Below are 12833 nucleotides of genomic sequence, written 5' to 3'. Positions count from 1 at the left end.
ATCACGCCGGCTTATGCCCAGTCCGGAGGATTCTGGGAACAAGCGCGTAGTGTGCCCGTCGAGCGGGATATATCGACACGATGGGAAGTGGATGGCACCGGCCGCCCGGGAAGACCGGCGCCACGAGGACTTCGGCGGACATGCCGGTCACGGCGGCGCCGCGGCAGCCCACGACAGCCATCACCACCTGAGTGCTCCCCAGCCGCGTGACGGACACCACCCCGACGCCACCGACCGGTACCTCGAACCCGACCCTCTCGATGGCCGTCCCGCCCATAACCAGGTTCGCGACGGCTACCCATACGAATATCCCCCCGCATACCCCTCCGAGCTCGGCTCGCACTCCGAATCCGAGTTCGACACGTCCGATCATCGTCCGCGCCCCCGCGGCCGTACCGCCCGCTCCGCTCACGCCCGCCCGGTCGACGGCGAGTCCTGGGAGGGCGGAGTCCCACCCGGCGGCGATCGGTACGACAACAGCGATCCGCGCGGCAGCCGGGACCAGTGGATCGCCCCAGCGCCAGCCGCTGACCAGTACGGGCCCGATGGCCGGCGGGACAGCCACCCTGAATGGGACGACTCCACAGACTGGAACGGCAGCACCGGCCGGAACGACGGCGCCTCCGTTCACGACGATCATCTGGCGCAGCGCGGCCCGGCGGCCGACCATGGTCGCCCGGGCCGTCCCACCGACCGGGAACGATCACGACACGGCACCGAAACCGGCTCCCGTGACAGCGCCGCGTTCCGCCGTAGCGAACCCGAGGACGGCTGGGCTGACCCCTACCCCGCCGATCACCGCCTTGCCGGCGGGGACCAGCCTGCCGGCGACGACCGCTACGGGGACGAGCACTTTGGGGACAGGCGTTCCTCTCGCCACGACCGGTACCCGGACGACGACCGCTTCGGCGGCGGCCGCAACGCCAATGACGACCGGAACCCCGGCGGTGACCGTTATGGCGACCGCCCACAGTATCGAGAGCGGGACTGGGCGTCCCCCGCCGGGCACGGACCACGTGAGGACACTCCGCCTCACCGCGCCGGCGATTCCTACCGTGCCGCCTCGGCGCCCCATGAACCGCAGACGTCCCACGGCCGGCGTCCCCCGACCCACGTCGCCACCGGGCAGTACCGGTCCCGCCCGGAGTCTCGCCCGGTTCGCGGACCGACCGGAGTCGACGGACGCGGGTACGGGGACGACCTGGACGACGCGCCTACCGGCCCACAATCCCAGTGGGACCACCCCGCGACCGATCGCGTGGACACGCCCGTCCCGTACCGGCCGTATGTTCCCCATCCGTCCCCAGCAGCGGGCCGGGTCGCGGGCAGGCACGGCGTCCCAGATCCGGGCGCGGCCTCCAGCCGGGGTGCGGCTGGCGCACCGTCGGGCGCGCGGGGAAGCCTGCTGCCCTATCTTGCGATCATCCTGCTGGTGGCGCTGCTCGCTGGAGCTGCCGGCTACGTCCTGAACCTGCTGGTCGGACCGGCGCACCGGCACCACGCGGCCGCCGACCCGAGCCCGAGCCCAACCCCGACCGCGGCCACCGGTGCGCCTGCCGACCCGGCCGGCGGATCGACCAGTTCGGCCGGCCCGAGCGGCGGTGCGGCAGCTGCCGACGGCAGTGGCGCAGCGGGGCAGGGACTCACCGCCGGCACCGCCGAGCAGGTAGCGATCCAGCTGCGAGCGGCCGGCCTTCCCCTACGCACCACCAAGGTCTACACCGCGGCCACCGACCCGGATCATCTGCTCGGCACCTCCGGCGGCTACACGAGCCGGGTGGCCTTCCGCGACACCCGAGTGGGCTCGAACGAGGTGCGGGGCGCCCCGGCCGGTGCCATCGAGCGAGGTGGGGCGATCGAGGTCTTCTCCGATGTGTCCTCCGCCCAGCGCCGTGCCCGCGGACTCCTCACCGTCACCACCGGCCATGATCTGGTAGCCGAACACGTCTACCGGCGGGGTGCGATCGTGCTGCGGGTGTCCCTGGTCCTCACGGACACGCAGGCAAGGGGCTACGAGACGGCCCTGACGCGCCTGGCCGGCTGAGCTTGCGTCGTCTCCCGATTACCCGGCGGGGGCGTGGGAGAGGATGACACCATGAACATTCGCGAGTTCTACCGCGCCGACCCTCGGCGGCAGTCCTCGGTGGAGGTCCCGTTCGGTGACGGTTGGACGGATCATCGGGATAGCCACAGCACCTACCGGCTGAACTGGGTCGCGGACACGGGCGAGATCTACGCGGTCCGCGAACCACATCCCGGCGGGATTTTCGCGCGCTACCTCGACCAGCTCGACGTCGAACAGGTGGACATCAGCGCGCTGCGCGTGGAGATCCTCGCGGTCGCCGAACGAGGCATGATCGACGCAGCGCTCGCCGGCTGGCCAGCCGTGATGTCCGAGCACGACAGCCTCCGATGGGCCCGCGACCAGCTCGCCGCCCTGCCCACCAGCTCGCCTGCCGCCCCCTGACCGCCGGCCGGAGACGTACGTCCTCAGACGCGGGCAAGGTCGTCCGAGGCGGCGGATGCGGAAGCGGGTGGCAGGGCAAGCCAGGCAAGTAGGGTGCGCACGCCCCAGCCGGTGCCGCCCCGGCTTATCTCGCCATCGTCCGCGTCGGCGCGGGCGGTACCGGCGATGTCGAGGTGCGCCCAGGGGAGACCGCCGGCGAACTCGCGCAGGAACAGGGCCGCAGTGATCGACCCACCGCCGACGTCGAGGGCCCGACCGATGTTCGTGAGGTCCGCGACCGGGGAATCGAGGGCCGGGCGGTACTCGGCGGTCAACGGCAGTCGCCACACCCTCTCCCCGGCGCTGTCGGCAGCGGCGGCGAGGGCGGCCGCAAGATCGTCATCTGAGCTGAACAGTCCGGCAGTGCGCCGGCCGAGCGCAACGGAGATCGCGCCGGTCAGGGTCGCCAGATCCACCAGGACGTCCGCACCGAGCTCACCGGCCGCGTAGGCGAGCGCGTCGGCGAGCACGAGCCTGCCCTCGGCATCAGTGTTGAGCACCTCGACGGTCGTCCCGCCCCAGCAGGTGATGACGTCGCCGGGACGCATCGCCGCAGCGCCGATCATGTTCTCGGCCAGGCACAGCAGGCCGGTGACCCGGCCGGGAACGCCGAGAGAGGGCAGCGCGGTCATCGCGCCGAGGACGGCGGCAGCGCCGGCCATGTCCGTCTTCATGGAGATCATCGAACCCGGTGGCTTGAGGGACAGGCCCCCGGAGTCGAAGGTGATCCCCTTGCCGACAAGGACTCGATGCGGCTGTGCCACGCTGGACCCGGTCTTGGCCGGGTCCAGCGTGGCCGGGTCCGCGTCGCTGGGTGATTCGACAGCCTCGCCAGGCCGCGATGATGCTGTCGGTCCGAAATACTCGATCCGGACGAGTCGCGGCGGTCTCGGCGAGCCGCGGCCAACTGCGCACAGGCCCCCGAATCCCCGCTCGGCCAGCTCTGCCGGCTCGAGCACCTGCGCGGTGAGGCCGGCCGCGGTCGCGATCCGCACGGCCCGCTCGGCCAACCATTGCGGCGACTTCAGCAGACTCGGAGTGTTCACCAGATCGCGTGCGATGCACACGGAAATCCCCACCGTGCGCGCGGCTCGCAGCGCCGCCCGAGCCTCGGGATCGTCCGCCAGCCCGTCGTCGAGCACGACGACCTCACGCAGCCCCCCGCCGCCAGCGATACTGCTGCCCTGCGAGAGCGGCGCGCCTTCCCCGGACGGCGCATCTCCGGCGCAGAGAGCACCCGCTCCGGGCGGCTTACCAGCGACACACCGCGCATCTTCGACGGGCGATTCGTCACTGACGGTCGGCACACCGTTCCCAGTTGACGCACCACCTTCGAGCCGGGAGCTCGACGCAACGCCCTCCCCTGGGGCCTCCCCAGGGGAGGCGACTCGGTCGAGCAGACCAGCAACGCGATAGCCGCCCAGGGCCAGTCCTTCGGCGAGCGAACGCAGCCCGATGGGCGACAGCACCGAGCCGGGAACCAGGGCGAGCCGCCCAACCGACCCCGAGCGTCGGGCGAGTGCAGCGCCGGCAGCACGCCAGTCGCCGGGCTCCCCCGCACCGACGCCCACCACGTACAGCCGCCGCGGCGATTCCCCTGCCGCAGCTTTCGCATCCCCTGCCGCAGCCCTCGAACCGGTCAGAGCTCCGTCCGAGGGCACACCTTTGGGGGTCACGGTCTCGGGGGCCGCATTCAGGGACGCAGCGAGGGGCACCGCCAGTACGGAGCCGGCGTCTCCCCGCAACGATTCCGACTCGATGAGCGCATCCAGGTGGACCCCGAGATCGTCGCCTGCCTGCCGGGCGTCGTCGTCGAAGCGCGGGCCATCCGCCCCCGCCGCAAGCACGACGGCGACAGCGGTCACATCGACGTCACCGACGCGCCCGGAGCTCAGGGCCACCTCAGGAAGCCTGGCAGTGAACCCGGCCAGCGGCAGATCCGAGCCAGGGCCCCGCGCTCCCCGCGACCCCGCCGCACTACCCGAGGCTCCCAGTCCCAGCGAGCCTGTCGGGCTCGTGTGCGAGCCCGACGTCGTTGCCTCCGATGCCCCCTGCCCGGTCATTCGACATGGCCCCTCACGCGACGTGCCCAGTCATGCGACGTGCCCAGTCATTCGACCGACCCTCCTGCGCACCGACCGTCCCTCGGCACGGTGTGGCGTGCGTGGTGCGACGTGCGTGGCCTGGCGAGTGTCGTACGTCGAAGATCGTGTGGCGCGCGCACCGGCGAGCTAGCTGACCGCGGTCTTGAGTGCGTCCCCCAGCGCACCCGCCTCGTCGGCGGTGAGTTCCACGACGAGCCGACCGCCCCCCTCCAGCGGGACACGCATGACGATGCCGCGCCCCTCCTTGGTCACCTCGAGCGGACCGTCACCCGTCCGCGGCTTCATGGCCGCCATCGGTGCACCTCTTCCTGCCGTCGGACCTGCGTCTGGCGACGATTATCCCGTAGACCGGACCGCAAACCGAAACACGTCTCCCCGAGCATTCACAACGGTCGCCGGTGTCGACAGCGCACAGTGGGTGTCCGATGTCGAGAGTCGTGCAGACCGCCGCGATCAGGTGATCCACCCCGATGGCCCACCAACGCGCTGCGCCTGATGGGCGAGGCTTGGCGGACAGGTGATAGCGGCGAGAGCGGGTCGGCGAGAGCGGGATCAGCCGTGCGGTCGGGCCGCGGTGTCGGCGGAATCGGCGGGCGCATCCGGCGGTTCCGGAGGGTCCTGCGCATCCCGCGTCGCGCCGATGCGGGCGAAGGACGCCAGGCGGACAAGTTCCTCGTCCCGACGGGCCAGCTCGTCGTCGCGCCAGGCCAGCTCGTCGGCCAGGCGCAACAGGACGGCGTCGACCTCGGCCATCCGGTATCCACGCAGCGCCATCGCGAACCGGGTGCGGGTGACGTCGCCAGCCGTGACCTCGCCGGTGGGCAGGCCGACCGAAGAGCTGTCCGGCGGGGCAGGCCGCATCCGTTCGAAGCGCCCCACAGCCAGGGCAGCCACGGTGAACACGACGGCGACCACAATGACGATCTCGACAGCGAGCACCACGCCATCGATCGTGCCATGACTCTCGTGGGACAGCTGAGCGCACCCCACCTGATCTGGCAGGCTGGCCGGATGGACGCCGTCCCCGCCGCCTCTGAGCGCCTCCGCCGGCCAGCTCTCGACTCGCCGGCGACTTCGGGCCCAGCCGACACGACCACGACGACGAGTCCGACCAGGCCGGCAGCCCGATGACCGCAGGCAACTCGACGGCTGCGCAAGGACAGCGGCCGTTGCGGTTGGGGAGGCGGCTGTTCGCGCCGAGCGAGCTCGTTGTCATGGCGATCGTGAACCGCACCCCGGACTCGTTCTTCGACCGGGGAGCGACCTACGGCGCGGCCGATGCGCTCGCCGCGGTCGACCGGGCGGTCGCCGACGGAGCGGAGATCATCGATATCGGCGGGGTGAAGGCGGCACCGGGCGAGGAGATCGACGCTGCCGAGGAGCTGCGCCGGGTTGGCGGGTTCGTCGCGGCGGTGCGCGCACAGCACCCGGAGGTGGTGATCAGTGTCGACACCTGGCGGGCCGAGGTCGGCCAGGTCGTCGCCGGCGAGGGCGCTGACCTGCTCAACGATGCGTGGGGTGGGGTCGACCCAAACCTTGCCGAAGTTGCCGCCGAACACGGCGTCGGCCTCGTCTGCACCCATGCCGGGCATCTGCCGCCGCGCACCCGCCCGCACCGCATGACCTACGACGACGTGGTCGCCGACATCATCACGACCACGGTGGAGCTCGCCGAACGCGCGGTAGCTCTGGGGGTCCACCCCGAGGCGATCCTCATCGACCCGGGACATGATTTCGGCAAGAACAGCCGCCATTCCCTCGAGGCGACCCGCCGTCTACCCGAACTCGCTGCCACGGGATGGCCGGTACTCGTCGCCATGTCGAACAAGGACTTCGTCGGTGAGACGCTCGACACCGGCGTCGACGAACGGCTGGAGGGCACCCTTGCCGCCTCCGCGGTGAGCGCCTGGCTCGGCGCCCGAGTGTTCCGCGCGCACCAGGTCGCGGCAACAATCCGGACGCTGCGTATGGTCTCGGCGATCCGTGGCGACACCGACCTCGCCGTCGCCCGTCGCGGCGTCGTCTGACTGTCCCCCCGCCGCCGGGGGCCTGGCGGATCGGCGGATCCGGCCAGACCGGCGAGGCCCTCCTGGCAAATCTGGCCATCGTGCCCACGCGGGCATGGTGGGCGCAGTCGCTACTCGCCTTCAACAATTTCGTCCGCGGTAGGTGACGGCGTCGCGGCGCTCGGGCCGCGCAGCTCCAGTCCGGCCTCTAGAAACTCAAACGCCTCCGCCACGCTGCTCGCCCAGCGCACGGTGTCGCGGGCAGCGGGGCGGACGAAGCCAGCGGCGACCAGTGAGTCGACGAGCGCGCGCAGGTGCGCGAACACCCCGTCCGGGTCAAGCACAACGACCGGCTTGGTGTGCAGGTCGAGCACCCGCGCCACCCAGATCTCCAGCAGCTCCTCCAGCGTGCCGAGCCCGCCGGGAAGCGCGAGGAAGCCGTCAGCCCGGTCGTCCATGAGGCCCTTGCGCTCCCGCATCGTCGCGGTGACGATCAGCTCGTCTGAGTCGGTGTCGGTGACCTCCAGCGCGTGCAACGCCGCCGGGATGATCCCGATCGTGCGCGCCCCGCCGGCCCGGGCCGCGCGAGCCACGGCGCCCATGCACGACACCGAGCCGCCGCCGGAGACCAGTGCGTGCCCGCGGCGCGCGATCGCCGTCCCGGTCTCGGCTGCCAGCTCCATGTGAGTCAGGTCGATCTCGGACGACGACGCGCAGTACACACAGATGTTCATCGTCGTCTGCCCTCGGCCTGGCCGCCGTCTGAACCCGAAACACCGCCGTCCGGGCTGACCTGGCCCGAGGCACCACTGCCCGTTGCCCCGTGGCCAGAAGCGCCGTGGCCGGAGGTGCCTGCGTGGACGATACGTACGGCTTCGTCAACGTCGTCCGTCACCGACATCATGTGCAGGTCGGCCTCCTTGATCAGCCCAGCGGCGAGGACTGTGGCGCGTAGCCAGTCGAGCAGGCCCGACCAGTAGTCGGAACCGATCAGTACGACCGGGAACCGAGTGACCTTGCCCGTCTGGACCAGAGTGAGGGCCTCGAACAACTCGTCGAGCGTGCCGAGCCCGCCGGGCAGGATGACAAACGCCTCCGCGTACTTCACGAACATCGTCTTGCGGACGAAGAAATAGCGAAAGCTGACGCCGAGATCGACCCAGTCGTTGAGCCGCTGCTCGTATGGCAGCTCAATGCCGAGGCCCACTGACAGCCCGCCAGCCTCCTGAGCACCCCGGTTCACAGCCTCCATCACGCCCGGCCCCCCGCCGGTGATCACTGCGAAACCAGCGCGGGCGAGCGCCGCGCCGAGTCGCTGGCTGAGCGCGTAGACCGGGTCGTCCGGGCGGATCCTGGCCGAGCCGAAGACGGTCACCGCCCGAGGCAGTTCAGCGAGCAGGCCAAAGCCCTCGACGAACTCGCTCTGGATGCGCAGCACACGCCACGGGTCAGCGTGCACGAAGCCGGAGGGGCTACGAGTGTCGAGCAATCGCTGGTCGGTGGTGGACCGCTCCACCTGCCCACGCCGAGCCACCACCGGTCCACGGATCTGCTCCGGCGGCGGATAGCGGCGTTCGCGTCCGGCCGGGAACCCGGCACCACCCGTCCCGGCGCGGTTCGCCGGTGGACTGTTCACCGCCGAACCAGTCACCGCCGAACCAGATGCCGGCCCATCAACGGCCGGCACACCGGTCACGGGGCTCGACGGTGTGGGTGACGGCAGCGGCGGTGCGGACGGTGACGACGGCGGTGACGGCGCGGAAGACGGCTGCTCGGATGGCAGCGGCGGTGACAGCGCGGAAGGCGGCTGCTCGGGTGACAGCGGCGGTCCCGCCGCGGGCGACGATGAGTCGGGCGCTGGCCCCGCAGCGTCCGGCGATGGCGGGACGTCAGATCGTGGGGGGTGCGGCCGCGGATTCTCGGTCCCTGTCACCCCGGCACCATAGGCCACCGGCGTCGGCTACGCGGCAGCGATGGGTGGCTCCTTTCGGGTACCCGATGGAAGCGGCCGGTCAGGATGCCTAGCTGCGGCCGAGACAGCCGCGTGGGCCACGGTCTCAGAGGTCGGCAAGGGCCTCGAGAGGGCGTTCGATGCACCGGGCGAGGAGGCCCAGGAAACCGGCGACGGGCGCGCCGTCGCAGACCCGGTGGTCGAAGGTCAGCGTGAGCTGAGCGACCCGGCGGACACACACCTGGCCGTCGACCACCCACGGCCGTTCGGCGACCCGACCGATCGCAAGCTGGGCGGCCTCGGGGAAGTTGATGATCGGGCTGGCCCCGTCCGTGCCGAGCGCACCGTGGTTGTTGATGGTGAAGGTGCCGCCGGTCAGATCGGTCGGCGTGAGGGCGCGTCGCCGTGCTCCGTCCATCAGGTCGGTCAGGCGCTGCGAGAGAGCGGAGGCGCTCAGCGCGTCGGCGTCCCGGATGACCGGCACGAGAAGACCGTCCGGCGCCGCCATCGCGAATCCGACGTGCACGTGCGCGTACCGAAGGATCTCGCTGCGGTCGGTGTCGACCGTCGCGTTCAGCTCGGGATACTCGCGCAGTCCTACCATGGCGAACCGGGCCAGCAGCCCCAGCAGGCGCACCGGACGCTCCGGCCGGCTCCCATTGATCTCCTCGCGGGCCGCGAGCAGCGGGGTCATGTCCACGTCCCGCCAGGTCGTCGCCTCAGGGATCTCCTGGCGGCTGCGCACCATCCGCTCGGCGATCAGGCGGCGGCGCCCTGTCAGCGGAATCCGGGTGACACTGTCCGAGCTGCCGCTCGAACCACCGGGTAACCCGTTCGACGAGCCGCCGAGCGACGGGTTCCAGGTCAGATGGCCACCGGGGCCGAGAGGCTGCCCGCGAATCACGCCGTGGGCGGACGCCGCGCCGTTGCCAGCCGCCGTACCGTTCGGGGGAACCGCGTCGGGCGCAGGAATCGCATTGTGGCCGGCGACAGCATTGTGGGCGGCGACAGCATTGTGGGCGGCGACAGCATTGTGAGCGGCGACCGCGCCGTGGGCGGGCGTCGGTTCATCTGGCCGCGGCGCAGCCGCGCCGAGGGCCCGCTCGACGTCGGCACGGCGCAGCACTCCGTCCGCACCGGTTGCCGGTACGGCCCGAAGATCCAGCCGTGCCTGCTGGGCCATGCGTCGCACGATCGGCGAAATGACCCGAGGTGCCTCTCGCGTCGGGCCCGAGTCTGCGGTCAAGGGTCGTGTGTGCGGCTGCGGCTGCGGCTGCGTGGGGATCGTCGCTACGGGATGGACGGGCGCAGGAGCATCGTCCACCGCCGGTCCGAAGCCAACCAGCGCGCGCTGCGCGATCCCCGTACCGCCGTCGCCCACACCGTCCGGCTCGGCGAGCTGGATAGCCAGCAGCGGCGCGCCGACGGCCAGAGTGTCGCCCGGCGCGCCGTGGCGGGAGCGGACGACGCCGGCGAACGGGCAGGGAATCTCCACGACGGCCTTGGCCGACTCGACCTCGACAACCGGCTGGTCGATCTCCACCGTCTCGCCCACCCCGACCAGCCATCGCACGACGATGGCCTCAGCCAGCCCCTCGCCAAGATCAGGCAGCCGGAACTCGCCGGGTGTATCGGCCAGCACGTCCACGTCCGTCGATCCCTCTCGTCGAGTCCAGGAGTTACCGGGCCACCGCGGACACGCCCACCGTCACCGGCGGGTCCGTCCGCGCAGCAGGCTCGGGAGTCGGAGCCATCAGCGGCGCAGCCGGCGCGGGCACGGAAGCCCTGGTGTCGGGCATCGGGGCCGCCGACGAGGGCGCCGGGGTGGACGGCGGAAAACCGCCGAGGTGATGGACGTCCGGCTGGTCGTCCCACTGCAGGCGGCCGATCGCCTGCAGGATCCGGGCGACGTCCGGGCGGTGGTGATGCTCCAGGCGCGGCGCCGGGTAGGGAACATCCAGACCGGTCACCCGCAGGACGGGAGCTGCCAGCGAGTGGAAGCATCGTTCCTGCAGCCGGGCGGCGATCTCCGCGCCCATCCCGGCGAAGCCCTGCGCCTCGTGCACGACCACGCAGCGCCCGGTCCGTCGGACGCTGGCGACGAGCGTCTCGTCGTCGAATGGGACGAGGGCCCGCAGGTCGACAACCTCCAGGTCGATGTCCTGAGCCTGGGCCAGGTCCGCGGCCTCGAGCGCGAGCGGCACCGTCACCCCGTAGGTGACGACCGTGACGTCCCGGCCGGGGCGCCGCACGACCGCGCCACCGAGACCGGCGGGCTGGGCGGGCGCGTCCAGCGGCCCGCGCGCCCAGTAGAGCTTCTTCGGTTCGAGCACGACCACCGGGTCGGGATCCTCGATCGCGGCTCGCAGCAGGTGGTAGGCGTCGGCCGGGGTCGACGGGGTGAGTACCTTCAGGCCCGCGGTGTGGGCGTAGTAGGCCTCGCCGGAGTCCGCGTGATGCTCGACCGCGCCGATCCCGCCGCCGGTGGGGACGCGCAGCACCATCGGCAGCCGGACCCTGCCGGCTGTGCGGCTGCCCATCTTCGCGACATGGCTGAACACCTGCTCGAAGGCCGGGTAGGCGAAGGCGTCGAACTGCATCTCGATCACCGGCCGGAATCCGTACATCGCCATGCCGACGGCGAAACCGACGATCCCCGCCTCGGCGAGCGGGGTGTCGAAGCAGCGCTGCGGGCCGAACTGCGCGGCCAGCCCGTCGGTGATCCGGAACACGCCGCCGAGCGCACCCACGTCCTCGCCGAACATCAGGACTCGTTCGTCGGCGGCCATCGCATCCCGCAGGGCGCGGTTGAGCGCCTGGGCCATGGTCACCGGCTGGGTCGTCGTCAGCGGCTGGGTCCTGGTCACCGTGTTCCCCTTTCCGCGACGTCGCTCGCCGCTAGCTCGGCGACGAGGGCGGCCCGCTGCTCGGCGAGGGAGCGCGGCGGCGCCGCATAGACGTGGTCGATCACCTCGGTCGGGGCGACGACCGGCGGTGTCGCCACCCCGGCACGCACGGTCGCGGCGAGCGCGTCAGCGTCGAGGTCGAGCCCGGCCTGCGCGGCGTCGTCCAGGCCGCCGTGGCGGCGCAGGTAGGCCGCGAGCCGGTCGATCGGGTCCCGGCGACGCCAGCTTTCGGTCAGCGCCGCCTCCCGGTAGCGACCGGGGTCATCGGTGCTGGTGTGCGGGCCCATCCGGTAGGTGTGCAGCTCGACGAGCCGCGGCCCGCCGCCCTCTCGGGCCTGCGCCACCGCCTCGTCGAGCACCGCGAGCACCGCGAGCACATCGTTGCCGTCGGCCTGCTCCGCGGCGATGCCGTAGCCGATGCCCTTGTGCGCGAGCGTGGGTGCCGCGCTCTGCCGGGCCCGGGGCACGCTGATCGCGAACTGGTTGTTCTGGATGACGAACACCACCGGGGCACGGAAGACCCCGGCGAAGGTGAGCGCCTCATGGAAGTCTCCCTCGCTGGTGGCGCCGTCACCGAGAAGCACGAGCGCCACGGTGTCCTCGCCCCGGCAGCGTGCCGCCGTGGCCAGACCCGCCCCGTGCAGTGCCTGGGTCGCCAGCGGAGTCGCCATCGGCGCGCACCGGTGGACGTACGGGTCATAGCCGCAGTGCTGGTAGCCGCGGACGGGGACAAGCACGTCAAGCGGGTCGATCCCCCGGGTCAGCAGGGCATTGCCGTCCCGATAGGTGGGGAAAAGCCAGTCGGTGGGCCGCAGCGCGAATGCCACGCTGATCTGGCAGGCTTCCTGGCCCAGCGAGGACGGGTAGGCCGCGATCCGGCCCTGTTTCGCCAGCGCCATCGCCTGCGCGTCAAAGCGCCGGGCCAGCACCATCGCCCGATATGCCTCTTTCAGGCGTTCCATTGCGGGCGGCCGGCGGGAACCGTGTTCGTCGACCTCCCCACCCGCATCATCGAGAAATCGCACCGGTGACGGAGAGGGAAGGAATACGTGAGAATCCGAGGTCTCACCAGGCAGAGCGTCGATCGTCATCCCACAACCAGGTTCAGGAGGAATTCGGACGATGCATCCGCACCGCGGATGCGTGCACTGAGAGGATCAGGCGGGCGGCGCGACGACACGGCACCGCAGGATCGCCCACCGGATTCACGGGAGCGGCGATAGGTGACATCACGACATGCAACAGAAAAGATCGTGTTCACCCCCGAACAGTGTCGACCTGATCTCCACGCCCACGGCACCGGAAAGCGGTCGAACTATTGGCAAGGTACCACACTGATCTAGATGTTTCAGAGCGTCC

10 protein-coding genes and 1 pseudogene are annotated in these 12833 nt (G+C 71.3%); 3 read left to right on the top strand and 8 right to left on the bottom strand.

Annotated features, from left to right (window positions below):
• The first annotated feature begins 91 nt into the window (after nucleotides 1-91).
• Together MXD95_RS03620 and MXD95_RS03615 are read left to right on the top strand one after the other, a co-directional pair.
• A complete protein-coding gene (locus MXD95_RS03620) occupies nucleotides 92-2044 on the top strand; it encodes a hypothetical protein (RefSeq protein WP_250639069.1) in 1953 nt (650 codons plus the stop codon).
• 51 nt (nucleotides 2045-2095) lie between these two features.
• Entirely contained in the window at nucleotides 2096-2467 is a 372-nt protein-coding gene (locus MXD95_RS03615) for a hypothetical protein (RefSeq protein ID WP_250639068.1), read from the top strand.
• Between the two features lie 23 nt (nucleotides 2468-2490).
• On the opposite strand, the gene MXD95_RS03610 is transcribed toward MXD95_RS03615, so the two are convergent.
• The 3 genes from MXD95_RS03610 to MXD95_RS03600 form a co-directional block, all read right to left on the bottom strand.
• Nucleotides 2491-4407 carry a leucyl aminopeptidase family protein gene (locus tag MXD95_RS03610; RefSeq protein WP_250639067.1) on the bottom strand — a complete coding sequence of 639 codons (1917 nt, stop codon included), beginning with the start codon at nucleotides 4405-4407 and terminating at the stop codon, nucleotides 2491-2493.
• Nucleotides 4408-4737: 330 nt separating this feature from the next.
• A complete protein-coding gene (locus MXD95_RS03605; RefSeq protein WP_250639066.1) occupies nucleotides 4738-4905 on the bottom strand; it encodes a DUF3117 domain-containing protein in 168 nt (55 codons plus the stop codon).
• 258 nt (nucleotides 4906-5163) lie between these two features.
• Nucleotides 5164-5553, bottom strand: a complete 390-nt coding sequence (locus tag MXD95_RS03600) for a DivIVA domain-containing protein (RefSeq protein WP_250639065.1) — start codon at nucleotides 5551-5553, stop codon at nucleotides 5164-5166.
• A gap of 227 nt (nucleotides 5554-5780) precedes the next feature.
• On the opposite strand from MXD95_RS03600, the gene folP reads away from it, so the two are divergent.
• Nucleotides 5781-6638 carry a dihydropteroate synthase gene (gene folP, locus MXD95_RS03595; protein ID WP_250639064.1) on the top strand — a complete coding sequence of 286 codons (858 nt, stop codon included), beginning with the start codon at nucleotides 5781-5783 and terminating at the stop codon, nucleotides 6636-6638.
• Between the two features lie 110 nt (nucleotides 6639-6748).
• On the opposite strand, the gene MXD95_RS03590 is transcribed toward folP, so the two are convergent.
• The 5 genes and pseudogenes from MXD95_RS03590 to MXD95_RS03570 form a co-directional block, all read right to left on the bottom strand.
• Complete coding sequence (locus tag MXD95_RS03590; protein WP_250639063.1) at nucleotides 6749-7351, bottom strand: LOG family protein; 603 nt, start codon at nucleotides 7349-7351, stop codon at nucleotides 6749-6751.
• Nucleotides 7348-8253 carry an LOG family protein gene (locus MXD95_RS03585; RefSeq protein WP_250639062.1) on the bottom strand — a complete coding sequence of 302 codons (906 nt, stop codon included), beginning with the start codon at nucleotides 8251-8253 and terminating at the stop codon, nucleotides 7348-7350. The genes MXD95_RS03590 and MXD95_RS03585 overlap by 4 nt, the downstream gene beginning before the upstream one ends.
• Before the next feature lie 421 nt (nucleotides 8254-8674).
• On the bottom strand, nucleotides 8675-10216 hold the full coding sequence (locus MXD95_RS03580) for a dihydrolipoamide acetyltransferase family protein (protein ID WP_250639061.1): 1542 nt from the start codon (nucleotides 10214-10216) through the stop codon (nucleotides 8675-8677).
• A 217-nt stretch (nucleotides 10217-10433) separates the two neighbouring features.
• Nucleotides 10434-11393: pseudogene (locus tag MXD95_RS03575) on the bottom strand (alpha-ketoacid dehydrogenase subunit beta); the annotation flags it as partial.
• 38 nt (nucleotides 11394-11431) lie between these two features.
• Nucleotides 11432-12406 carry a thiamine pyrophosphate-dependent enzyme gene (locus MXD95_RS03570; protein WP_250639060.1) on the bottom strand — a complete coding sequence of 325 codons (975 nt, stop codon included), beginning with the start codon at nucleotides 12404-12406 and terminating at the stop codon, nucleotides 11432-11434.
• Nucleotides 12407-12833: the final 427 nt, after the last annotated feature.

This window comes from Frankia sp. AiPa1 (assembly GCF_023243075.1).
Lineage (GTDB): Bacteria > Actinomycetota > Actinomycetes > Frankiales > Frankiaceae > Frankia.
The sequence above is the reverse complement of the archived record's forward strand: the minus strand, read 5'-3'. Positions and strand labels throughout refer to the sequence as shown.

Coding starts and splice junctions, on each gene's coding strand:
- MXD95_RS03570 (WP_250639060.1), bottom strand. CDS start 12,406: ATGGTGCTGGCCCGGCGCTTTGACGCGCAGGCGATGGCGCTGGCGAAA.
- MXD95_RS03615 (WP_250639068.1), top strand. CDS start 2,096: ATGAACATTCGCGAGTTCTACCGCGCCGACCCTCGGCGGCAGTCCTCG.
- MXD95_RS03620 (WP_250639069.1), top strand. CDS start 92: ATGGCACCGGCCGCCCGGGAAGACCGGCGCCACGAGGACTTCGGCGGA.
- MXD95_RS03605 (WP_250639066.1), bottom strand. CDS start 4,905: ATGGCGGCCATGAAGCCGCGGACGGGTGACGGTCCGCTCGAGGTGACC.
- MXD95_RS03590 (WP_250639063.1), bottom strand. CDS start 7,351: ATGAACATCTGTGTGTACTGCGCGTCGTCGTCCGAGATCGACCTGACT.